Source organism: Pseudomonas sp. 29 (assembly GCF_002754355.1).
In the GTDB taxonomy this organism is placed as follows: Bacteria; Pseudomonadota; Gammaproteobacteria; order Pseudomonadales; family Pseudomonadaceae; genus Aquipseudomonas; species Aquipseudomonas neuropathica.
In genome coordinates, this window is the sequence record NZ_PEEY01000001.1 from 5,400,213 (window position 1) to 5,422,949 (window position 22,737).

24 protein-coding genes are annotated in these 22,737 nt (G+C 60.5%); 8 read left to right on the top strand and 16 right to left on the bottom strand.

The window, feature by feature from the left end; genetic code table 11:
* Positions 1 to 34: 34 nt before the first annotated feature.
* The 3 genes from CLU80_RS25010 to cynS form a co-directional block, all read right to left on the bottom strand.
* Positions 35 to 694 carry a carbonic anhydrase gene (locus CLU80_RS25010; protein ID WP_099758674.1) on the bottom strand — a complete coding sequence of 220 codons (660 nt, stop codon included), beginning with the start codon at positions 692 to 694 and terminating at the stop codon, positions 35 to 37.
* A gap of 12 nt (positions 695 to 706) precedes the next feature.
* Positions 707 to 943, bottom strand: coding sequence for a DUF2790 domain-containing protein (locus tag CLU80_RS25015; protein WP_093437110.1), 237 nt, complete (start codon positions 941 to 943; stop codon positions 707 to 709).
* 80 nt (positions 944 to 1,023) lie between these two features.
* Positions 1,024 to 1,491, bottom strand: coding sequence for a cyanase (cynS, locus tag CLU80_RS25020; RefSeq protein ID WP_093437115.1), 468 nt, complete (start codon positions 1,489 to 1,491; stop codon positions 1,024 to 1,026).
* 120 nt (positions 1,492 to 1,611) lie between these two features.
* Here cynS and cynR point away from each other — a divergent pair, with 120 nt between their 5' ends.
* Positions 1,612 to 2,499 carry a transcriptional regulator CynR gene (gene cynR, locus CLU80_RS25025; RefSeq protein WP_099758675.1) on the top strand — a complete coding sequence of 296 codons (888 nt, stop codon included), beginning with the start codon at positions 1,612 to 1,614 and terminating at the stop codon, positions 2,497 to 2,499.
* Positions 2,500 to 2,756: 257 nt separating this feature from the next.
* On the opposite strand, the gene CLU80_RS25030 is transcribed toward cynR, so the two are convergent.
* The 3 genes from CLU80_RS25030 to CLU80_RS25040 all read right to left on the bottom strand — a co-directional run bounded on the left by CLU80_RS25030 (position 2,757) and on the right by CLU80_RS25040 (position 6,092).
* Complete coding sequence (locus CLU80_RS25030; protein WP_093437124.1) at positions 2,757 to 3,086, bottom strand: hypothetical protein; 330 nt, start codon at positions 3,084 to 3,086, stop codon at positions 2,757 to 2,759.
* 510 nt (positions 3,087 to 3,596) lie between these two features.
* Complete coding sequence (locus CLU80_RS25035) at positions 3,597 to 4,100, bottom strand: GNAT family N-acetyltransferase (RefSeq protein ID WP_093437129.1); 504 nt, start codon at positions 4,098 to 4,100, stop codon at positions 3,597 to 3,599.
* 48 nt (positions 4,101 to 4,148) lie between these two features.
* Complete coding sequence (locus tag CLU80_RS25040) at positions 4,149 to 6,092, bottom strand: DNA topoisomerase III (RefSeq protein ID WP_093437133.1); 1,944 nt, start codon at positions 6,090 to 6,092, stop codon at positions 4,149 to 4,151.
* A gap of 277 nt (positions 6,093 to 6,369) precedes the next feature.
* On the opposite strand from CLU80_RS25040, the gene CLU80_RS25045 reads away from it, so the two are divergent.
* Together CLU80_RS25045 and CLU80_RS25050 are read left to right on the top strand one after the other, a co-directional pair.
* Complete coding sequence (locus CLU80_RS25045; protein WP_093437138.1) at positions 6,370 to 7,776, top strand: serralysin family metalloprotease; 1,407 nt, start codon at positions 6,370 to 6,372, stop codon at positions 7,774 to 7,776.
* Positions 7,777 to 8,067: 291 nt separating this feature from the next.
* On the top strand, positions 8,068 to 8,436 hold the full coding sequence (locus tag CLU80_RS25050) for a DUF427 domain-containing protein (RefSeq protein ID WP_093437143.1): 369 nt from the start codon (positions 8,068 to 8,070) through the stop codon (positions 8,434 to 8,436).
* Positions 8,437 to 8,490: 54 nt separating this feature from the next.
* On the opposite strand, the gene CLU80_RS25055 is transcribed toward CLU80_RS25050, so the two are convergent.
* Positions 8,491 to 10,113: an MFS transporter gene (locus tag CLU80_RS25055; protein ID WP_016982967.1), complete on the bottom strand. Its 1,623-nt coding sequence runs from the start codon at positions 10,111 to 10,113 to the stop codon at positions 8,491 to 8,493.
* A 133-nt stretch (positions 10,114 to 10,246) separates the two neighbouring features.
* Positions 10,247 to 11,911 carry a GMC family oxidoreductase gene (locus CLU80_RS25065; RefSeq protein WP_099758676.1) on the bottom strand — a complete coding sequence of 555 codons (1,665 nt, stop codon included), beginning with the start codon at positions 11,909 to 11,911 and terminating at the stop codon, positions 10,247 to 10,249.
* A 133-nt stretch (positions 11,912 to 12,044) separates the two neighbouring features.
* On the opposite strand from CLU80_RS25065, the gene CLU80_RS25070 reads away from it, so the two are divergent.
* The 4 genes from CLU80_RS25070 to arsH all read left to right on the top strand — a co-directional run bounded on the left by CLU80_RS25070 (position 12,045) and on the right by arsH (position 14,654).
* Positions 12,045 to 12,944, top strand: a complete 900-nt coding sequence (locus tag CLU80_RS25070) for a LysR family transcriptional regulator (RefSeq protein ID WP_099758677.1) — start codon at positions 12,045 to 12,047, stop codon at positions 12,942 to 12,944.
* Between the two features lie 173 nt (positions 12,945 to 13,117).
* Positions 13,118 to 13,465 (top strand): metalloregulator ArsR/SmtB family transcription factor, encoded by a 348-nt coding sequence (locus tag CLU80_RS25075; protein WP_093437154.1) that lies wholly within the window; start codon positions 13,118 to 13,120, stop codon positions 13,463 to 13,465.
* A gap of 13 nt (positions 13,466 to 13,478) precedes the next feature.
* The gene (locus CLU80_RS25080; protein WP_099758678.1) at positions 13,479 to 13,949 is read left to right on the top strand and encodes an arsenate reductase ArsC; all 471 of its coding nucleotides are present in this window, start codon (positions 13,479 to 13,481) and stop codon (positions 13,947 to 13,949) included.
* A 12-nt stretch (positions 13,950 to 13,961) separates the two neighbouring features.
* Complete coding sequence (arsH, locus tag CLU80_RS25085; RefSeq protein WP_099758679.1) at positions 13,962 to 14,654, top strand: arsenical resistance protein ArsH; 693 nt, start codon at positions 13,962 to 13,964, stop codon at positions 14,652 to 14,654.
* Between the two features lie 94 nt (positions 14,655 to 14,748).
* Here the strand turns inward: arsH and CLU80_RS25090 are convergent, their stop codons facing one another.
* From CLU80_RS25090 to CLU80_RS25125, 8 genes are all read right to left on the bottom strand, one after another.
* Complete coding sequence (locus tag CLU80_RS25090) at positions 14,749 to 15,312, bottom strand: GNAT family N-acetyltransferase (protein ID WP_099758680.1); 564 nt, start codon at positions 15,310 to 15,312, stop codon at positions 14,749 to 14,751.
* Positions 15,313 to 15,469: 157 nt separating this feature from the next.
* Positions 15,470 to 16,885 carry an ATP-binding protein gene (locus CLU80_RS25095; protein WP_093437169.1) on the bottom strand — a complete coding sequence of 472 codons (1,416 nt, stop codon included), beginning with the start codon at positions 16,883 to 16,885 and terminating at the stop codon, positions 15,470 to 15,472.
* Positions 16,882 to 17,544 carry a response regulator gene (locus CLU80_RS25100; RefSeq protein ID WP_099758681.1) on the bottom strand — a complete coding sequence of 221 codons (663 nt, stop codon included), beginning with the start codon at positions 17,542 to 17,544 and terminating at the stop codon, positions 16,882 to 16,884. The genes CLU80_RS25095 and CLU80_RS25100 overlap by 4 nt, the downstream gene beginning before the upstream one ends.
* Before the next feature lie 11 nt (positions 17,545 to 17,555).
* Complete coding sequence (locus tag CLU80_RS25105) at positions 17,556 to 18,200, bottom strand: tetratricopeptide repeat protein (protein WP_099758682.1); 645 nt, start codon at positions 18,198 to 18,200, stop codon at positions 17,556 to 17,558.
* Positions 18,197 to 19,006: an SDR family oxidoreductase gene (locus CLU80_RS25110; RefSeq protein ID WP_099758683.1), complete on the bottom strand. Its 810-nt coding sequence runs from the start codon at positions 19,004 to 19,006 to the stop codon at positions 18,197 to 18,199. The genes CLU80_RS25105 and CLU80_RS25110 overlap by 4 nt, the downstream gene beginning before the upstream one ends.
* On the bottom strand, positions 18,993 to 19,667 hold the full coding sequence (locus CLU80_RS25115; RefSeq protein ID WP_099758684.1) for an iron-containing redox enzyme family protein: 675 nt from the start codon (positions 19,665 to 19,667) through the stop codon (positions 18,993 to 18,995). The genes CLU80_RS25110 and CLU80_RS25115 overlap by 14 nt, the downstream gene beginning before the upstream one ends.
* On the bottom strand, positions 19,664 to 21,145 hold the full coding sequence (locus CLU80_RS25120) for an AMP-binding protein (RefSeq protein WP_099758685.1): 1,482 nt from the start codon (positions 21,143 to 21,145) through the stop codon (positions 19,664 to 19,666). Before CLU80_RS25120 ends, CLU80_RS25115 begins: the two co-directional genes overlap by 4 nt.
* Complete coding sequence (locus CLU80_RS25125) at positions 21,135 to 21,812, bottom strand: thermostable hemolysin (RefSeq protein WP_099758686.1); 678 nt, start codon at positions 21,810 to 21,812, stop codon at positions 21,135 to 21,137. Before CLU80_RS25125 ends, CLU80_RS25120 begins: the two co-directional genes overlap by 11 nt.
* A gap of 209 nt (positions 21,813 to 22,021) precedes the next feature.
* On the opposite strand from CLU80_RS25125, the gene CLU80_RS25130 reads away from it, so the two are divergent.
* On the top strand, positions 22,022 to 22,570 hold the full coding sequence (locus CLU80_RS25130; protein WP_099758687.1) for a cytochrome b: 549 nt from the start codon (positions 22,022 to 22,024) through the stop codon (positions 22,568 to 22,570).
* The last annotated feature ends 167 nt before the right edge of the window (positions 22,571 to 22,737 follow it).

Below are 22,737 nucleotides of genomic sequence, written 5' to 3' on the forward strand. Positions count from 1 at the left end.
GTTCCCACGCTCCAGCGTGGGAGCGATCAGTTGCTCAGGCGGCGTGGGTGGTTTGTGCATGGATCGCGCAAGTCGCTGGTTGCTCGGCCAGCGGCACAAACGTGCGGCGGTCGGCGGACAGCGCATCGATCGAACCGGTCTCAATGTCATACACCCAGCCATGCAGATTCAGCAGCCCTTTCTCCTGAGCCAGACGCACACTTGGGTGGGTCTGGATATTCGCCAGTTGCGCGATCACGTTTTCGCGCACCATCGAACTCAACTTCGCCGCGTCATTGGCATGCGGCCGCGCTTCGTTGACCACTTTCGCCGACTCGGCATGCTGCAGCCAGCCACTGACGGCGGGCAGGTGATCCATGCATTTGCACTTCGCGATCGCAGTCATCGCGCCGCAGTCCGAATGGCCGCAGATCACAATGTCGGTCACGCCGAGCACCGCCACCGCGTATTCCACCGTCGCCGAAACCCCGCCCGGATGCGGGCTGTAGGACGGCACAATATTGCCGGCATTACGGATGACGAACAGCTCGCCGGGCTCTTGTTGGGTCAGCAGTTCCGGCACTACACGGCTGTCGGAACAGGTGATGAACAACGTGCCGGGCTGTTGCGTGGTCGCCAGGTGTTTGAACAGTTCGGTACGTTGCGGAAACGCTTCGTTCTGGAATTTCAGGAAGCCATCAATCAGGTTTTTCATGGTGTTGTCCTCTCAGTTCGAGCAACCGCTGCCGAATTCGCTGTATTGAAGAATGTGCTTGCCGCCGTGGCTGTCCAGATACGTCATCTCGACCGGCACCACGCCACACACATCGGCGACCGGAGTAATGTTCAGCACTTGGGCGATATCCAGTTGCATGCCGTAGCGATAGGCGACGGCTTCGTCAGCGGCAGATGCCTGGACGGAAAAGCCGCCGAGCAGGGCCAGGATCAGTAGAATTTTTTGCATGGGGCAGCCTCCAGACGCAGTGGTGACGGGTAACCATTTGGGGTGGGTTGGCCCGCACGCAGGGTGCGGGCCGGTGCGGATCAGAACGGACGCAAGGGCAGGAACTTGCCGTCGAGGGTGACCACCGCGCGGGAGCCGCCTTCCGGGTCTTCGACTTTCTTGATGTCGAGCTTGAAGTTGATCGCGCTGATGATGCCGTCGCCGAACTGCTCGTGAACCAGGGCTTTGAGGGTGGTGCCGTAGATCTGGATCATCTCGTGGAAGCGGTAGATGGTCGGGTCGGTCGGCACACCGCTGAGGCTGCCACGCAGCGGGATGATCTGCATCGCCGCGACGTCTTCAGCGCTCAGTTCCAGCTTGTCACCGACCACTTGGGCGGCGTTTTCCGGCAGCGGGTGCTGACCGAGCAGGGCAGCGGTGACGTACGCCAGGCTCAGGCCGGTGTCATCGGCGAGATCCTGCCACGACAGATCTTTGCGTGCCTTGGCGTCGAGAATGCGGGTGGTCAGGGCCAGGCTGGTGTCGTTGTAGGCGTGGGACTGTTGCATGGTGTCACTCCTTTCAGGGGTTGGCTTGCTGTGTGGGATTGATCTTCTGCCGATTCATCCATAGCGTCCAAGACCGATATACAATGCTTCGCATAAGTCCTGCCTATAGATGGTGTTGCCATGCTGCTGCGACATTTGCGTTACCTGCTGGCCGTTGCCGATCACGGCGGCTTTACCCGTGCCGCCGAGGCGTTGCATGTTTCACAGCCAACCCTGTCGCAGCAGATTCGCCAACTGGAAGAGACACTGGGGGTCAATCTGTTTGATCGCACCTCGCGGACGGTCAAACCCACCGATGCTGGCGAGGCCTACATCGAATGCGCGCGACGGGTGTTGGTGGAGCTGGAGGCGGGCAAGCGCGCGTTGCATGACGTGAAGGATTTGTCTCGCGGGACGTTGCGTCTGGCGATGACACCGACGTTCATGGCTTATCTGGTCGGCCCGTTGGTGCGCGATTTTGCCGCGCGCTATCCGGGCATTCATTTACAGATTTTCGAGCTGTCGATGGACGACATCGAGGCGGGGCTGGCAGATGACTCGCTGGATATTGCGATTGCGTTTACGCCGGTGCGCAATGCCGACATCGAATGCATTCCGGCGTTTACCGAAACGCTGGGGATCATGGTCGGGCGGGAGCATCCGCTGTATGACAGTGTGGCGGTGCTGACACCGGATGATATCGCTTCACTGGATTTCGCCTTGTTGGCGCCGGACTTCATTACGCGGTTATCGGTGGATGAGTATTTTCGTCAGCATGGGATTACGCCGCAGGTGCGGATCGAGGTGAATTCGGTGAGTACGTTGCTGGAAGTGGTGCGTCATTCGCCGCTGGCGACGATGCTGCCGCAGGCGATTGCGACGGAGGATCGGGCATTGCGTCGGTTGCGCGTGGAGAGCGAGGCGCCGCAGCGTGGAGCGGCGTTGTTGCGGCGGCGCAATAATTATCACAGTGCGGCGGCGGTGGCGTTTGTGGAATTGGTGTTGGACATGGGAAGCCCCTCACCCTAACCCTCTCCCTGAGGGAGAGGGGACTGACCGAGGGATGCTGGAGTAATACGCCGACCTGAAAGTGTTTTGCTGAATCCATAATCAACTCGGTGTGTCCGGTTGACGGATGATTTTATACAACTCGATCGGCTCCCTCTCCCTCGGGAGAGGGCTGGGGTGAGGGGCCACAATTCCAGTCACGCCAAATCTATGCAAGCGAACAAAAAAAGGCCTGCTTCCTTTAAGGAAGCAGGCCTTTCAATTATTTAATTGCTAGCTCAGCAGAACCGATCAATCACCCGAACTTCATTCTTATTCTGCATCGAATCCCACGCCTGTTTCAGCGTTTGCAGAACATTCCCGATGAAGTCCTTGTCGGCCGCGGCTTTCTTGCCAACATAACCGTGGCCGCGGCGGTACATCTTCAGGCGGGCCAGCAGGTTCTGATGGTTGCGGTCGAACTCGTCTTCGTCAGCATGGGTCGCCAGGCAGTCGATATGCACCTGACCCGACTTGCTGATCCAGAGAATATGGCTGTCATGGCTGTCTTTCTGCGCAGCGAACATACGAGCCAGTTCTTCGATAGTAGGTTGATTGTTCAGATTCATGATATTGCCCCTTGACCAGTCTGGTGATCTTTCAAAGTTGATTCGCTAATACAGGTAGCCCATCGGTTAGTTGATCCCTGGCACCGAAACCAGGACGTCAGCGCTCGCCCGTGTGAAGTACGGGGTCGTGCATCTGTTGCATGTAGTCGTGTTGAATAACTGCTACGCAATAGCGTCACAACGAGGAGAAGCAGCGAAAACCGGGAGGCTCCTTGACGACATTTACCGTGTCAGCCACAAGCGTCTTGAGAATTTTCGCCAGCGCTTCTCGTCCTTGTACTGGACGTTCAGGCCAGGTCAGCTTCTTCAATCTGCCTTGTGGGCAGCGTGTATCCGGAAAAAACAACTCGGCGGTCAGACGAGTTTGCTCAAGCGTGTTACCGATGTTCCCGATCGGGGAACGTCTTCATCATGCAAAAGCAAAACGACGCCGTCAACGGTTTTGTAGTGATTATTTTTGTTCACTACATATTGTCGGACAAAGCTGTTTTGGAATGAGAAAGAATCCGTTCAGGCGACGGAAAAAGGCGTATTCAGCACGTAGAAAGTGCACGGATAACCGTCCACTTCGCGCTGCTGGCGGGTGAAATCGCCGCCGCTCAATTGCGGGATGAGCCCAGCCCAGAAGTGCTGTGCCGGCAGGTTGGCGTCGATATGGAAAATCTGCCATTGACCGGGGATGCGGCTCAAGAGGGCAGAGACGACAAACTGCGCGACGCCTTGGCCACGAAAGCGTCGGGCGATGAAGAAATAGCCGATGTTGTGTTCGGCCCCGGCGATGTGGATTTCGTTATCGACGGTCACGAAACCGGCGAGTTCGCCATTGACGCGAATCAGGAACGGTTGGGTGGCCGGATGGCGCCAGTAGTCGATTTTCGGCTGGATCGAGAAAAAGCCGTGCTCGGCGAGCTTCAGTGGCAGCCACTCGCTGAAGTCGTACATGTAGAACTGCATGAGGTTTTCGACGATATCCAGCTCATCGCGCTGGGCGGGGTGCAGTTCGATATTGGCCATGCGCCGAGTTCCTGAAAGTGCTGAGCCTTGCAGAAACACTAGCGGGTTTTATTTGCCTGACGGTTTCGCTGTGCGTTTTGTCGTACCCGTGGTTTTGCTACGGGTCGATTTGCGTTTTTTCTTCCACGGGGCCGCCGCTTTACCGGCTGGTGGCGGGCCGCTGATGGTCAGGCTGAGACTGGAACAGCGCGTCACCTGTTTGCTCATCCACGCCGCCTGTTTGGTGACGAACTCTTCCAGACTCATTTCGCCACTTTGCACCATGTCCAGCGCCTGCTCCCAGATGGCTGTGGTGCCGGGGTCGGCAATTGCGCGGGGCACCGCGTCGATCAGGCTGAACGCCGCCGGGGTAGCGGCGAGGGCTTTGCCGTTTTTCACCAGATAGCCGCGGTCAAGCAAGCCCTGAATGATCGAGGCGCGGGTCGCTTCTGTGCCGATCCCGGTGGTGTCCTTGAGCTTCTGTTTGAGCAGCGGATCTTCCACCAGTTTGGCGACGTTTTTCATCGCCTTGATCAGATCGCCTTCGGTGTAGGGTTTGGGCGGTTGCGTCCACAGATCCTTGAACTTGACGTCAGCCACTGCGCACTCAACGCCTTGCGTCAGTGCCGGCAAGGTTTGCGGTACCGGTGCCTCGCGGCCCTTGGCCGCTGCCAGCGCCTCGGGCAGTGCGCGTTTCCAGCCCGGTTCGATGATCTGCTTGCCGACCGCACGCAACGCTTCACCAGCGCAATCGAAATCGGCCTGGGTGCGATCGTATTCGTGATTGGGCAGGAACTGCGCCAGATAGCGCGCGCGGATCAGCGTGTAGACCGCGCGGTGTTTGCCGGTCAGGCGTTCAAGGTTCTTCGCTGCAGCGGTGGGAATGATGCCGTGGTGCGCGCTGACCTTGGCGTCGTTCCACGCGCGGGATTTGCGTTGCGGCTCCAGAAACCCGTTGAGCGCCTCAAGACCCGGATCGGCCTGCCGCAACGCGGCGAGAATCCCCGGCGCCTCGCTGTGCTGGCTCAGCGGCAAATAACCGCAATCACTGCGTGGATACGTGACGACTTTGTAGGTTTCGTAGAGAGCCTGGGCGATGTCGAGGGTTTCCTGCGCGCCGAGGCCGAGTTTCTTCGAGCAGACTTCCTGCAAGGTGCCGAGATCGAAGGGCAGGGGCGCCACTTCACGCATGCGCTCGGTTTTCAGCTTGACCACCCGGGCACTGGCAGCGCTGCTGATCGCAGCCGCCGCTTGCTGGGCCAACGCCTGATTCAGGCAGCGATCCTGATCGTCACAGGCATCCGACGGCGCACGCCACTGCGCAGTAAACGGTATGCCGTTGTGCAGCAGATCAACATCGATCGCCCAGAATGGCACTGGCACGAAATCGGCGATGCTGCGGTCGCGATCCACCACCAGGCGCAAGGTCGGCGTCTGCACCCGGCCTACCGGCAACACGCCTTGATAACCCGATTGCCGACCGAGCAGCGTAAACAGTCGACTCATGTTCATGCCAATCAGCCAATCCGCCCGCGAGCGGCCCAGCGCCGAGTGATACAGGCTGAAGGTTTCGGCCCCCGGCTTCAGTGCCGCCAGGGCTTTGCGGATCGAAGCTTCGTCCAGCGCCGACAGCCACAAACGCCGGATCGGCCCGCGATAGCGACAGTGCTCGACCAGTTCCCGGGCGATCATCTCGCCCTCACGGTCGGCGTCGGTGGCGATGATCAGCTCGCTGGCCTCGCCGAGCAGGCGTTTGACCGCTTTGTACTGGCTGGCGGTGCGCGGCTTGACGGTCATTTTCCACTTGTCCGGAATGATCGGCAGATCGGCCAGGACCCAGCGCTTGTAGCGGGCGTCGTAGGCGTCCGGCGGGGCGGTTTCGAGCAAGTGGCCGATGCACCAGGTCACCGTGACGTCTGTTCCCAGCCAGCAGCCGTCGCCCCGACGCCTGGCGCCGAGCACGGCCGCAATGTCTTTGGCCTGAGAAGGTTTTTCACAGAGGTACAACCGCATAACCACCCACGTCGATCAAGGTCCGCACAGGTGCACAGAATGGCCGGACTTGGCGTCAGCGGCAACTTTTATCTGTATGGATATACAGATAAAAAGCATTGCAGCACATGACGGGTAATACAGGGACGCAGCCCGGGCTATCGAGAAATTGATTAGCCTGCGGTTTACACCTGTGTCAGGTTTTTCAGCGATTCAAACACGCGAGTGACAGGACGATCTCGCCAGAAGATCGCCGTGGTCTGTCGACACTGACTACTCAGAAACAAGGAAGTCCATCATGGCTCAAGCCAAATCCAAAACCACCAGCGCCTTCGACCAGGTCGATGCTTTCAGCCACCTGTATGACCGTGGCGTCGGCCTGGTCAACGGCAAACCCTCATTTACCGCTGACCAGGCCGCTGATGAAATCCTGCGCAAAGGCCTGTCGTGGGGCGACAAGAATGCTGATGGCAAGATCGACCTCAGCTACAGCTTTCTGACCGACAAACCGGCGAATTACAACGTCAAACTGGGCAACTTCAGCGAGTTCAGCGCCCAGCAAAAGGCCCAGGCCGTGCTGGCCATGCAATCCTGGGCTGATGTCGCCAATGTCACCTTCACTGAAGGCAAGGGCGGCGATGGCCACATGACGTTTGGCAACTACGACGTCAGCACCGGTGGTGCGGCTTTCGCTTACCTGCCCAGCGGCGGTGGCTATGACGGCCAGTCGTGGTACCTGATCAACGATCAATATCAGGTCAACAAGACCCCGGACACCAACAACTACGGGCGCCAGACCCTGACCCACGAGATCGGTCACACCCTCGGCCTGTCGCACCCGGGCGCCTACAACGCTGGCAACGGCAACCCGACCTATAACGACGCCAAGTACGCCGAAGACACCCGTGGCTACAGCCTGATGAGCTACTGGAGCGAAGCCAATACCGATCAGAATTTCAGCAAGGACGGCAGCGGCGCGTACGCCTCGGCGCCGTTGCTCGACGATATTGTCGCGGTGCAAAAATTGTATGGAGCCAACTACGCTACCCGTGCCGATGACACCACGTACGGTTTCAATTCCACTGCCGAGCGCGATTTTTACAGCGCTACTTCGGCGTCCTCCAAAGTGGTGTTCTCGGTGTGGGACGGCGGCGGCAACGATACGCTGGACTTCTCCGGCTTCAGTCAGAACCAGAAGATCAACCTCAATGAAGGTTCGTTCTCCGATGTTGGTGGCTTGGTCGGCAACGTTTCCGTTGCTTACGGGGTGACCGTGGAGAATGCGCTGGGCGGTTCGGGCAATGACCTGCTGATGGGTAATGCGGCCGCCAACGATCTGGTCGGCGGTGCCGGCAACGACATTATCTACGGTGGTGGCGGTGGCGATACGTTGTGGGGCGGCGAGGGGGCAGACACCTTCGTGTTCGGCGCTGCCAGCGATTCGAACATGACCGCACCGGACTGGATCATGGATTTCACCAGCGGCCTGGACAAGATCGACCTGTCGGGCATCGCCGGTTTCGCCACGGGCGCGGCGTCGTTGAATTTTGTCAGTGGCTTCACCGGGCATGCGGGCGATGCGATTCTGACTTACTTCGCGCAGACCAATCAGACCAGTTTGATGGTTGACATGACGGGGCAGGGGGCGGTGGACTTTGCTGTGGGTGTGGTTGGGCAAGCGGTGGCGGCTGATATCGTTGCGTGATGCCTGGAGAGCGGCCCTCACCCTAACCCTCTCCCAGGGGGAGAGGGGACTGATTGGGGGATATTGGCGAAATTCACCGACTTGAACGATTGGCTTTGAATCCATAATCGAAACCGCACGTTCAGGTCGATGTAGAACTAAAGACACCTAGGTAGGCTCCCTCTCCCTCGGGGAGAGGGCTGGGGTGAGGGGCTTTTGAAGTTGATGGGGCCGTTCAGCTGCAAACCCACCCCAACCAGAACCAATGAGCTATACCTGAACCGGTCTCTTCGCCGTATTCAGGAGAACCCCATGAAAAGCTCCGGCCCTAGTCCCGTCATTGCCCTCGAACAACTTCCCGGCTGCCTGATAGTGAAATTCCACGGCATCCAGGTCGCCGCCTCGTCCCACGTACTGATCCTCAACGAAGCCAACTACCCGCCGGTCTATTACGTCCCCCGCGAAGACATCGACGAAAAGTACTTCGCCCGCACCGACCACACCAGTTATTGCCCGTACAAGGGCGACGCCAATTACTTCAGTCTGCAAGTGCCGGGGCATGAAGGGGCGAACGCGGTGTGGACTTATGAGAAGCCGAAAATCTCGGTCGGGCCGATCAAGGACTACGTGGCGTTTTATCCCGATCAGGTGAAGTTCGAGGTGATCAAGGCTGATGCCTGAGCAAAAAAACGGCGAGGGTCAAAGCCCTCGCCGATTGAGTTGCCTGGTTGAGTTTCAGTTCTTGTCGAGGTCGATATTCTTCGTCTCACGCAAACAGATCATCCCCACCACCAGGCTCACCCCGGTAATCAACACCGGATACCACAGCCCATAAAAAATGTCCCCGGTGTACACCACCAGCGCAAACGACACCGTTGGCAGAAATCCACCAAACCAGCCGTTGCCAATGTGGTACGGCAGCGACATCGAGGTGTAGCGAATACGCGTCGGGAACAGTTCGACCATCAGCGCCGCGAGCGGGCCGTAGCACATGGCCGAGATGATGATCAGCGCCACGATCAGGGCGACGATCATTGGCTTGTTGATCTGCTGCAGATCGGCCTGTTGCGGGTAGCCGGCGAGGGTGATCGCGCCGCGCAGTGCGGCCTCGTCGAAACCATCGAGCTTGACGTCGCCGACGCTCACTTGCACGGCGCTGCCGGCCGGGGCGGCGGCGCTGGAGTAGGGCAGGCCCTGTTTGACCAGAAAGGTTTTTACCTTGTCGCACGGGCTGTCGAATTTGGCTTTGCCCACCGGATCGAACTGGAAGGTGCAAGTCGCCGGATCCGCCAGCACGGTGATCGGTGCCTGACGGCTGGCCTGATCGATCGCCGGGTTGGCGTAGTGCGCGAGGGATTTGAAGATCGGGAAGTACAGCGCCGTGGCCAGCAGCAAGCCGAGCATCAGCACCGGTTTACGGCCGACCTTGTCCGACAGCCAGCCGAAAAAGATGAAGAACGGCGCGCCGATCACCACACTGATGATCAGCAAGGTGTTGGCCACCGCCGGGTCCATTTTCAGGAACTGGGTGAGGAAGAACAGTACGTAGAACTGCGCCGCGTAGAAGGTCACCGCTTGCCCGGCGTTGATGCTGAACAGGGCGATCAACACGACCTTGAGGTTTTCCCATTTGCCGAAGGATTCGCGGATCGGCGCTTTCGAGGTTTTGCCTTCCTCTTTCATTTTCAGATAGGCCGGGGACTCATGCAGACTCAGGCGAATCCAGGTGGAAATGCCCAGCAGCACGATCGACAGCAGGAACGGAATCCGCCAGCCCCAGACTTCAAACTGATCGCCGGTGAAGTAGCGGCAACCGAGCACCACCAGCAGCGACAGCAACAGGCCGAGAGTGGCGGTGGACTGAATCCAGCTGGTGTGGAAACCGCGCTTGCCGATTGGCGCGTGTTCGGCAACGTAAGTTGCTGCGCCACCGTATTCACCGCCGAGCGCTAGACCCTGGAGCATGCGCAGTAGCACCAGAATGATCGGCGCGGCGATGCCGATGCTGGCGTAGGTCGGCAGCAGGCCGACGCAGAAGGTCGCCACGCCCATCAGAATGATCGTCGCCAGAAAGGTGTATTTGCGCCCGATCATGTCCCCCAACCGACCGAACACCAGCGCCCCGAACGGCCGCACGATAAAGCCGGCGGCGAAGGCCATCAGCGCAAAGATGAACGCCGTGGTGTCGTTGACCCCGGCGAAAAACTGTTTGCTGATCACCGCCGCGAGGGCGCCGTAGAGGAAAAAGTCATACCACTCGAACACCGTCCCCAGTGAGGAAGCGAAGATGACTTTGCGTGTATCCGGGCTGGTCTCGGCGCTGCGCACGGCGTCCAGCGGCTGAACGTGTTCTGACATATCGGTATCCCTCACAGTGATTGTTTTTGTTGTTCCACTGGTGTTGCGTGTCCGGGTGATGCGCGAACCTTGAATGGGATGCAAGTCCCTGTGGGAGCGAGCTTGCTCGCGAAGGCGTCCTGTCAGTCAACCTCTATGTTGAATGATCTACCGCTTTCGCGAGCAAGCTCGCTCCCACAGGTACGGTGTTTGTGGCTTTGGAATTGCGGATCAGTTGAGCAGCCTTTTCCGCAATCATCAGCGTAGGCGAACACGTATTGCCCGAGGTGATGCGCGGCATGATCGAAGCATCAGCGATGCGCAAACCGGGTACACCGTGCACGCGCAGCTGCGCGTCGACCACCGCATCGCCGTCATTGCCCATGCGGCAGGTGCCAACCGGATGGAAAATCGTCGTGCCGATCTTCGCCGCCGCTTGCTGCAATTCTTCGTCACTTTGCAGGCTGGCGCCGGGCAGATATTCCATCGGTTTGAATGCGCGCAGGGCCGGGGCGCTGACGATGCGGCGGGTCAGGCGGATGGCATCTGCTGCCACGCGCAGGTCTTCGGGATGGCTTAGATAATTGGGTTGAATCAGCGGCGCTTCCTGTGGATCCGCCGAACGAATATCGATGCGTCCACGACTCTGCGGACGCAGATCGCACACCGAAGCGGTAAACGCCGGAAAGCTGTGCAACGGCTCGCCAAAACGCTCCAGGGACAGCGGTTGCACGTGATATTCCAGATTCGCCGAAGTCTGCTCCGGCCCCGAACGCGCAAACGCGCCCAACTGACTCGGCGCCATCGACAGCGGCCCACTGCGGTCATACAGATAACGCAGGCCCATGCCCATCTTGCCCCACACGCTGCCAGCGATCTGATTCAGCGTGCGCGCGTTTTCCAGTTTGTAGATCAGGCGCAGTTGCAGATGATCCTGCAGGTTGCCGCCAACGCCCGGCAGCTCATGAATCACGCCGATGCCCAAGCGTTCGAGCAGCGGCCGCGGACCAATCCCGGAGCGTTGCAGAATGCTCGGCGATCCAACGGCACCCGCGCACAAGATGATCTCTTTGCGTGCCTTGAACTGTTTGATTTGACCTTCGTGACGCGCACTGACCTTCGAGGCGCGACCGTCTTCGAGCAGCACCCGATCCACCTCAACCCCGGTCAGCACCGTCAGATTCGTCCGTTCGCGTACTGGTTTCAAAAACGCCTTCGCCGCGTTCCAGCGTACGCCGGATTTCTGATTGACCTGGAAGTAGCCGCAACCCTCGTTGTCGCCCTGATTGAAGTCGTCGATGCTGGCGATGCCGCTTTGCTCAGCCGCACTGCGAAACGCATCCAGAATCGGCCACGACAGGCGCTGCTGCTCGACCCGCCATTCACCCTTGGCGCCGTGGAATTCAGCCGCGCCAGCGAAGTGGTTTTCGCTCTGTTTGAACAGCGGCAGCACGTCATTCCAGGCCCAGCCCGGATTGCCCTCGGCCGCCCAGCGATCGTAGTCGTTGGCCTGGCCACGCATGTAGATCATGCCGTTGATGGAGGAGCAACCGCCCAACACTTTGCCGCGCGGATAGCTCAGCGCGCGGCCGTTGAGGCCCGGTTGTTGTTCAGTCTTGAAGCACCAGTCGGTGCGCGGGTTACCGATGCAGAACAGGTAACCGACAGGAATGTGAATCCACGCATAGTTGTCGCGCCCGCCGGCTTCGAGCAACAGCACGCGCTGCTGCGGATCCGCCGACAGTCGATTGGCCAGCAAACACCCGGCAGGGCCGGCGCCGACCACGATGTAGTCGTATTCATCAAGGGAAGTCTGCATTCCCTGACCTCGCTTTTTGTTTTTATTGTCGGACACTCTAGTTGTTAGCTTTCGTTAAAAGAATGTTAGTTTTTGCGCAGCCGCTGTGCGTTTTTAAACAGCCTGCATTGACCATAGCCGACAAGGACACGCCATGTTCGACTGGAACGACCTGCGGTTTTTTCTCGAGCTGCAACGCAGCGGCCGCCTGCTCACCGCCGCCCGTCGCCTCAACACCACCCACGCCACCGTCGCCCGCCACATCGAAGCCATCGAAAAAAGCCTCGGCACCGCGCTGTTCGTCCAGCACGCCCAAGGCTACGAAATGACCCCGGCGGGGGAGGCGCTGCTTAAGCATGCTGAGGCGATGGAAAACGTGGCGTTGCTGGCGCAGGAAGAGATCACCCAATCCACTGCGCCACTGGGCAAGATTCGTGTCGGCGTCACCGAAGGGCTGGGCATCAAGTTTCTCGCCAGCCGCATGATCGGCTTGTTCGAGCGTTATCCGGGGCTGGAAGTGGAACTGGTCGCGGTGCCGCGCTTCGTCAGCATCCTCAACCGTGAGGCGGAAATCAGCATCCATCTGGAGCGCCCGGCGGCGGACATGCTGGTCACGCGCAAACTCACCGACTATCGACTCGCGTTGTACGCCAGCCAACGCTATCTCGATAAAGCCCCGCCACTGCAAAGCCGCGAAGACCTTGGGCGGCATGCGTGGATTGGTTATGTCGATGATTTGCTGTTCAGCCAGGAATTGATGTTTCTCAACAGCTTCTGCCGCAGCCCTCGAGTTGTGTTCCATAGCACCAGCGTTATTGCTCAGCAGGAAGCGGCGCGGTCGGGATTGGGCATTGCAGTGCTGCCTTGCTACATGGCCGAGTCGGATCCCGATCTGGTGCCGTTGCTGCCGGATGAAAGCATCGAGCGCAGCTACTGGATCAGCACCCGGCGCGAGTTGCACAAGTCGGTGCGGCTGCGAGTGGTCTGGGATTATGTGGTGGGGTTGTGTGAGGCGGAGCAGGGCTTGTTACGCGGACAGTCCCGCCAACCGTAGATCCTTTGTAGGAGTGAGCCTGCTCGCGATAGCGGTGTGCCAGTCGACATCTGACTCACAGACATACCGCTATCGCGAGCAGGCTCACTCCTACAGGGAGGGCTACAAATTCAAAGTTGATTTATATATGGATATCCGTATATTCGAATTTCCGTATGTATTGAGCCCGTCCCATGATCACCCCCACCGAAGTCTTCAAGAGCCTCGCCGACGAAACCCGCGTCCGCGCCATGCTGCTCATCGCCGATCAAGGTGAACTCTGCGTCTGCGAACTGATGTGCGCACTCGGCGACAGCCAGCCAAAAATCAGCCGCCACCTCGCGCAACTGCGCAGCAATGGTTTGCTGCTCGATCGCCGTCAGGGGCAATGGGTCTATTACCGCCTCAACCCTGATCTTCCTGCGTGGGTTCGCGAAATCCTGCAAGTGACGTCCAAAGCCAACGTCGATTGGCTCAAGGACAACGCCGCCCGCCTGCAGAACATGGACGGGCGTCCGGTTCGCGAAGCTGCCTGCTGCTGAGGAAAGAGAAAACATGCGAGTCCTGTTTATGTGTACGGCCAACAGCTGCCGCAGCATCCTCTCTGAAGCCATGTTCAATCATCTGGCGCGCCCCGGATTCGAGGCCGTGAGTTCCGGAAGTTTCCCCAAAGGCCAAGTGTTGCCACGCAGCCTGTCGACGCTGCAAAAGGCTGGCATTGCCATCGATGGTTTATCCAGCAAGGGCAATGACGCGTTCGAAGACAATCCGCCAGACATTGTCATCACCGTCTGTGACAAGGCCGCAGGTGAGAGCTGCCCGGTGTACTTCGGCCCCGCGCTCAAAGCCCATTGGGGGCTGGCAGATCCCTCGGATGTGATTGGCGACGATGCCGCCGTGTACGCGGCGTTTGCTGCCACGCTGGCGATCATCGAGCGGCGCTGCGCGACCTTTCTCGGCCTGCCATTCAAAGCACTCAGCCGCGCTGATCTCCAGCGTGAGCTGGATCGTATCGGCTCTCTCTGAGCTGGAGGACATATGTCAGAACACCTGCCCCATCTTGATCATTCGCTGTTCGAAGGAGCGTCCCCTTTGGGCGAACACAAACCTCGCATCCTGCTGCTCTACGGCTCGACCCGCGAACGCTCGTTCAGCCGTTTGCTGGTAGAAGAGGCCGCGCGCCTGCTCGAACACTTTGGCGCCGAAACGCGGATCTTCAATCCGTCCGGCCTGCCGCTGCCCGACGACGCTCCGGTCGACCATCCCAAGGTGCAGGAACTGCGTGATCTGGTGCTGTGGTCGGAAGGGCAGGTCTGGTGTTCGCCAGAACGGCACGGCGCGATGTCCGCCGTGTTCAAGGCGCAGATCGACTGGATCCCGCTGGAACTCGGCGCCGTGCGCCCGACCCAGGGCAAAACCCTGGCGGTGATGCAGGTCTGCGGCGGTTCGCAGTCGTTCAACGTGGTCAACCAGTTGCGCGTGTTGGGCCGCTGGATGCGCATGTTCACCATCCCCAACCAATCCTCGGTGCCGAAGGCCTACATGGAGTTCGACGACGCCGGGCGGATGAAGGCGTCGCCGTTCTACGACCGTGTGGTCGATGTGATGGAAGAACTGGTGAAGTTCACCGTGCTGCTGCGCGATCAACAGGCGCATCTGGTTGACCGTTATTCCGAGCGCAAGGAAAGCGCCGAGCAACTGATGGCACGGGTCAACCAGCGTTCGATCTGAGGCCGTCCCGCAACGAGGGTCTGCTGCGTTCACATGCGGCAACGGCGGGCGCCTCGCTCCGCACCTTTGGCGGGTACGGGGCGCAGGAATGGCGCTACAGACTCAGGCGATGAATGACCTGGTGGGCATCGTCAGGATCGCTGTGGGTTTCAAAGCCCAGTGATCGGGCGAGGTCGCGCATGTCCGTATTGCTGGCCGAATCCACCGAATACAGATGCTTGAAACCGTTGTGCCGGGCGGTCTTGATCAGGTGTTCCATCAGCAGCGTGGCCAGGCCCAGATGCATCCACTCATCGGCGACCGTCACCGCGCACTCACAGTCCTGTTCGCCAGTGGCGGCGTAGCGGCTGATACCGATCTCGGTCAATTGACCATTTTCGTGAGCCAGTGCAATGAAGGCCGCGCGTTGCTTGCAGTCGACGTCCATCAACTGATCGAGCAACGCGGTGCCGGGCTCACTGATCTGCGCGAGAAAACGCAGGTGTCGGGACTCGGGCGACAAGCGTTTGATGAACGCGTATTCGCGTTCGCGATCCTTGGCTGCCAGTGCGCGGATCAAGACGTGGCGACCATCCTTGAGCGACTCGATCCAGTATTCACCGGGGTGCGCGGCATAGGCCGGCGCCGCGCGGTCATTGTGGTCTTTGACAGTGAGCATGAGATGAGCCTCCATCGGGGCTGAACGAGCAACGCGCAGGGGAGTGCGCTAACTCTGTTCTACGCCGATGTTTGCCCCGGGAACTGATCTGGATCAGATTACGACGTGCGGCCACTGTTTTTACCGGGTGATGGCGCTCCTGGCGTCGCAATCAGACTCAAATCTGCGGCGGCTCGCGAGTGCTGCGTTGCCCAACGGTGCGCGGTTGCCCGTCGGGGATCGATAACGTTGCGCGCAGGCCACCTTCGGCACGATTGACCAGAGTGATTCGCCCGCTCAATCGCGTGGCGATGGTGTTGACGATGGTCAGCCCCAGCCCCGCACCCTGGGCATTGCCGCGACTGTAGAAACGTTCGAACAAGCGCGCCCGGTCCGCTTCATCAATGCCCGGCCCCTGATCTTCAACGCTCAAGTGATAAAACCCATCGGCCTGGCTGAGCAGCACGGTGATCACGCCGTGTTCGGGGGAGAAGTTCGCAGCGTTGGTGATCAGGTTGTTCAGGGCAATGTCGATCGTGCCGGGACTGGCCATGATGTTGAACGGCTGGGCGCTGTCTTCAAAGGCCAGTTCCAGGTGTTTGCTCAGCAACCATGGCGTCAATTGCACCAGGCTGTTGCGCACGGTTTCGCTGAGGTCGATGGGTTGCAGCGGCGGCGGGTTGGGTTTCGGTTCCAGGCGCGCCATGGTCAGCAACTGGTTGACCAGGCGACTGGTGCGGTCGACCCCGGCGATCAGAAACGCCAGCGATTCGCGGCGCTCCTGTTCGGTGCCAGCCTCCTGCAGGTTCTGCGCATGCACCCGCAGCACCGCCAGCGGCGTGCGCATTTCGTGGGCGGCATCGGCGATAAAGCGCCGTTCTCGGCCAAGCACTTCCTGAATTTGCGCGAGCATACGGTTGAGCGCCGCCTGCATCGGTTCCAGCTCACTGGGCAGCGGCGCCAGTTGCAACGGTTCCAGCGAACCGCTGTGGCGGGCGCGCAGGGTCTCGGCCATGTTCGCCAACGGCTTGAGGCCCCAGCCGATGGCCAGCCAGACCATCGCCGCCAGCAGCAGGCTGCCGATCACGTTCGGCCACAGCGTGTGACGGACGATGCGGTCGACCAAATCTGCGCGCACATCGTCGCGCTCACCGACCCAGATGCGCAGGTTGTTTTGCGTGTCTTCGAGGAGAAAGGCGCGCCAGTGACGATTGTTCAGGTCCACTACATCGCTGAAGCCGGGCTGCGTCGGTGGGGCCTTGAAGGACGGTGCGCTGGCGGTGTGCACCAACACATCACCGGCAGGATTCCACACCTGAAAGGCGATTTTGCGTTCGTAAGGATGACCGTCGCCGCGCGGCACCGCTTCGCCCAGCGCCGAGTTGAACGCCTGGTACAGTTCGGCGTGCTGTTTGCTGGCCAGGGGCATGCGCATCACGCCTTGCAGCAGGCGCGCGTTCTGCGCCAATTGCGCGTCGTAGACCTCGGCGATTTCGTGATTGCTGTCGTGCAGGTTGAAGGTGCTGAGGACTGCGAGGCCGGCCAGCAACAGGCCGATAATCAGAGTCAGCGTGCGGCGGCGGATCGAGGTCATCGACGCTCCTCCACCAGATAACCCACACCGCGAATGGTGCGGATCAGGTCGGTGGAAAACTTCTTGCGCAGGTGGTGGATGTGCACTTCGAGGGTGTTGCTTTCGGCTTCTTCGTTCCAGCCATAAAGCAGTTGCATCAATTGATCGCGGGTCATCACCCGGCCCGGCGGTGACAGCAGTTCGTGCAGCAACTGATATTCCTTGGGCGTCAGGGCCACAGGCTGGCCCTGATAGCTGACTTGCTGGGTGCCGGGGTTAAGGCTGATGCCGGCATGCTCGATCAACGCCTGGGCGCGCCCGGCACTGCGCCGCAACAGGGCGCGCAGGCGTGCCTTGAGCTCGTCCAGGTCGAACGGTTTGATCAGGTAGTCGTCGGCCCCGGCGTCGAGCCCGGCGATGCGGTCTTCAGTAGCGTCGCGGGCAGTCAGAATCAGCACCGGCAGATTCGAACCGCTGTCGCGCAGGCGGCGCAGCACTTGCAGGCCGTCCATGCGCGGCAGACCGAGATCGAGCATGGCGACATCGAAGGTTTCGCTGAGCAGCGCATGCAACGCACTGCTGCCATCCTTGAGCCAGTCGACGGTGTAACCCTCGCGGCCCAGCGCCTGATGAATGCCTTCACCCAGCGCCACATCATCCTCAACCAGTAATAAACGCACGCGGACTCCTGTCAGTCGAGTTTCTTGTTCACGTCCACCAGAAGGGCGGCGATCTCTTTGCGACGCCCGGCGTCGGCACTTTCCCGGCCCGGGCGCGGCGCCGCTTGCTGGGCTTTGAGCAGCGCTGCTTTGGCTTCAGCGTAGCGCTTCTGACGGTAGAGGTGATCGCCCCAGAAGTACAGACTGTCGATGCCGTTGGGGTTGAGTTGCAAGGCTTGCTTGAGCAGTTGCTCGGCCTTGTCGCTGTCGCCGAAACCGATGGGCCAGCCCGGCACGCGGTCATACAGCGCGGCGAGGCTGGTGTAGGCCGAGCCTTGCAGGGCTTTGGGGTCGAGGGTCAGGGATTTTTCCAGATCGGCCTTGGCGTCCTTGGCTTTGCCCAGTGCGCCGAGTCCACCTTCGGCACCGGCCCAACTGCTGGTGACGATGCCTTTCCAGATCCACGCTTCGGCCACCGCCGGGCGCTGCGTGGTGAACGCGTTGGTTTCGCTGGCCAATTGCTCGAACGCGGCGGCGCGCTGTTTTTCCGCCACTTCATATTGGATGTGCGCCCAACTCTGCTGGATGCCCTCCAGACGTTTCTGGTCGGCCGGTTCCAGCGCCCAGACGCTTTGACTCAGGGCAGCGAGCAACAGGCATGCGGATAGTTTTTTCATGGCTTTGGCGACTCGTTGTCAGGTTTTTCACTGAGGCGGCGGATCAGCGGCAACTGCTTGCGCAGGCCTCGATCCACCAGATGCGGCAGCAGATTGTTCAGGCGGACGAAGAAGCGTTCCGGCCAGCCCAGGTAGAGATCGCGACGATCACCGGCAATCGCATGGATCACCGCCGAGGCCACGGTTTGCGGATCGTCGACGTTGGCCTTTAGCGCGTCGTTCAATGCTTGCGCGGCGGCGCTGTTCATCGAGGTGCGCGTGGCGCGGGGCGCGACGTACAGCACGCTGATGCGGGTGTCGGCGAGCTCCCGGCGCAGCGCCTCGGAAAACCCGCGCAAAGCGAATTTGGTCGCGCAATAACTGGCGTAACCCGGGTAGCCGATCGAGCCATAGGTCGAACCGACGTTGACCACCATCGCGCTGTCGGCCTGCTTGAGCAGCGGCAACAGCAGTTTGGTCAGGCACATCGGCGCACTGATGTTTACCGCCAGCATCGCATTGATGTCGCTGTCATCCAGCTGTTCGAGCATGGCGAAGTGATTGACCCCGGCGGCGTTGATCAGCAGGTTGATGCCGCCGATGGCTTCGGCGGCGACCAGCACTTTGCGCCGATCACTGAGGAAGGTCAGGTCAGCCGCGACCCAGCACAACGACTCGGGGTAGCGCTTGAGCAACGGCGCCAGCGCCTCTTGATGCCGCGCCACCACCAGCACGTGGGCACCGGCGGCGCACAAGGTTTCAGCGATGGCCAGGCCGATGCCGCCACTGGCACCGGTCAACACCACCCGCGCCTCACGCAGCTGCATATTGCGCCTCCGCATCACGCGGCAAGCCACGGAACATGTCGGTGTACAGGCGATAGACGACCTTCGAGGCATGGATCACGGCGGCTTGATCGGCAGGGTCTTCCAGCTGATTCATCAGGCGCCGATAGGTTTGCATGTGCTCGATGTCGAGCGAACCGTGGGAGCTCAAGTAACTGAACGCCGTTTCCGGCAACGCCAGACGCTCGCGAATGCTGCCCGCCGCGTGGGTGGCCAGGGCGATGCTGGTGCCTTCGAGCACGTTTACCATGCCGAACAGACCGACCGGATTGCCCCGGGCGATCAGGTCGTAAAGGAAGCTGACCATCAGCTCGATCGACAACGACGGCTGACCGTCGCGCACCGCATCACGATCACCGCCACACGCGGCGATGTCGTTGAGCACCCAGTGCTCGTGGCCGTATTCGTCTTCGATGTACTCGGCCACCGCTTTGCGCAGCCATTCCAGACGCGTCGGCAGCCGCGCGCCGCAGGCCATCATCAGCGGCACGGTGTGGCGCACGTGGTAATACGCTTGCGCGAGAAACGCCCGATAGCTTTCGAGGCTGACCTTGCCTTGCAGGGCATCGACGATGATCGGCAGGTTGAACAGTTCGTGGCGTTCCTGTTGCGTGGCTTCTTGCAGGGTGTCGAAAAAACTCATGATGCGGACTCCTCGGAAACAGCGGATTCGGTCAACTGGCTGTGGTACTGCGCGACGATGGCGTCGCGGCGCGGGCGGCCATTGGCGGTGAGCAAGCCATTGGCGGCGGTGAAGGGTTGCGACAGGCGCATCCACTGATGCACCTGGGCGTAATCGGGCAAAGCCTCGTTGGCTTCGGCGACGGCAGCGGCCAGTTCGGCATCGGTACAGTCCGGGCGATGCGGCCAGAGCAGGGCGTGATTGCGCGGCAAGGCCTCGCCGTAAACGAACGCCTGGGCAATGTGGCGACGCTGGGTCAGCTCGGACTCGACCCATTCCGGGTTGACGTTGCGCCCGAAACTGGTGACGAACTGGTGCTTCTTGCGGCCCTTGAGATAGAGAAAACCTTCCGGGTCGAACTCGCCCAGATCGCCGCTCGGCCACCACTCATCGGCGTACGGCGCGTCGCCCAGATAACCGAGCAACGTCGAACCCTTGATCAGTACTTCGCCGTCCTCGGCCAGGCGCACTTCAACATGCGGCAACGGTCGGCCGACGCTGCCGGGGCGGCGTGCGCCGGGACGATTGAGGCACACCACCGAAGCGCATTCGGACAAGCCGTAACCTTCATAAACCGGCAGCCCGACCCGTTGCGCGCGGTGCAGCAGATCCTCCGAGACCCGCGCACCGCCGACAGCGGCAAAGCGCAGGGTTTGCGGGTCGAAGGCTTTCTGTTCGGCGGCGCTGACCAGCAACAGCAGCAACTGCGGCACCAGGATCAGACTCTCCGGCGCACGGCTGGCCAGATAACCGAGCAGGCGCGGAATCTCGACGCCACTGGCGCCTTGAATGCCGAGGGTTTTCTGGCTCGGCAAACTCAACATGGCGCCGGCATACAGCGCGGCGTAACAGCCAAGATTCTCCAACAGGATCGCCAACGGCAACAGCGCCAAGTGATGCTGCGGGCCGGTGGCTTCGCTGGCCTGATCCAGCTCCCGAGCAACGCGCAGCAGGCTCTCGGCGCTCAGGCACACACCTTTCGGCGTGCCGGTGGTGCCGGACGTGAAGGTGAGTTTCGCGGTGCCGGCCGGCATGCGACTGGGGCCACTGAACGCGCGGCACCAGAACTCGCCACGTTGTTCATAGCCAGCCGCGAGCAGTTCGGCTTCCAGTTCAGGCTCGGCGATCACCCGTTCGGCCTGGCTCTGTTGCAGACAATGAGCGCGTTGCGCCGCACTGAAAAACGGCGGCAGCGTCACGCAGGTCAAGCCTTCGAACAGCACGGCCAGATCCCACAGCATCGCGTCGACGCCGTTGTCCAACGCCAGCGCAATCACCTGCGCTTGCTCATCGCGCAGGCGCTCCTGGCGATAGAGCACCTCGGCGTACAGCGTGGCGTAATCGAGTTTCAACGTGTCGCCCCACAGGGCTGTCGCGTTGTCATTGCGCCGGGCATGGTCGCGCAGGGTTTCCTGGAAGCGTTGCAGTTCAAGCGACATGACAGGCTCCTTCAATCGAACTCGGCAAACCCAGGCGGGTAAACAGGCCGATATTGCGCAAATGGATGAACCCGGCGCGGATGTTGCCGACGTGCACCCAAGGTTTACTTTCGTAATAACTGCCCCAGTGTTGACGCTCGTCACCCAATCGTTCCGGGTCAGCGGCGCACAATGTCACTGGCTTCAAACCTAAACGATGGAAACTGTTGACCAGGCCGATGTTGCCGGTGAACGTCACCCATTCCAGGCCGCCCATGGCCAGCAGATAGGTGATGGCGATGATGCTCAGGCGCGCACTGCCGGTGTCGTTGGCGGCGAGATTGCCGACTTCGACGATGGCGCTGCGCTCGACCGGGCGATCTGCCGCCGCGCTGATCAACGGCTCGATCGGCTCATCCAGATAGCGCTCGAGAAACAGTGGCTGCAGATGCGCGCGACGCACCCCGGCCACGGCGCACAACTCGCCGTCGCCGTTGTGCATGCCGAACAGTTCGGGCATGAAATGACGGATGTCGGCGCCATGGGCCTTGCGAAAACGTTGCTGGATAAAGGCTTCGAACGGCTCTCGCAGGGCATCGTCGGGCCGGGCACCGGTCAACGTCATCTGCGGCGTTTCGGCTTGACCGAAGCGCAGGGGAAGGGGGATGTTCCAGTCAAATTCGGGCATGGGCAGAACGCCTCCCTCAATAGGTTTGAGGCGAGTATCGGAGGCATTTCTTAACGAAGTCTGAAGGTGAAAAAAGGTTAACCTGACGCTCTGTCTTCAGACTCTCTTAAGACTGGGCGGGCAGGGTAACGCCGTCGGTTCGCCCGGCAACCGGATCGAGACGGTCGAACGAATCGACTGTCATTCACGACAATCACGAGGCGCAGCTTATGACCCGCGACATCGCCGTAACCCGTTATGGAAAACTCTCAATCACCCTGCACTGGCTGATGCTGGCGCTGTTCGTTGGCGTCTACGCATGCGTCGAAATCAAGGGCTACATGCCCAAGGGCAGCGAAGCGCGCGGCTTGCTGATGGGCTTCCACGGCCTGTTCGGCGCGAGCATCTTCGCCCTCGTGTGGATCCGCCTGCTCGGCCGCCTCAGCCCACGCCCGCCGATCACCCCCAAACCACCGGCATGGCAGACCGGCATCTCGCACCTGATGCACCTGGCACTGTATGGGCTGATGATCGCCACGCCGATCCTCGCCTGGCTGATGCTCGCCGCCGCCGACAAACCGTTCCCGTACTTTGGCTTCCACGTCCCGGCGCCAGTGGCCATCGATCCGGACTTCGCCAAGCAACTGAAGTACTGGCATGAACTGATTGGCAGCACCGGTTACTGGCTGATCGGGCTGCACGCAGCGGCGGGGTTGTTTCACCATTATTGGGTGCGGGATAACACGCTGGTGCGGATGCTGCCGGGCCGCACCGAATAACGCAGATATCACTGTAGGAGTGAGCCTGCTCGCGATAGCGGTAGTCCAGTCAATGTAAGTGTTGACTGAAAAAACGCCATCGCGAGCAGGCTCACTCCTACAGGGTTTTTGTGGTGTCTGGCAGAGCGGGGCAGTTGCCGGAATCGCACTTCGCGTCCACTCTATGA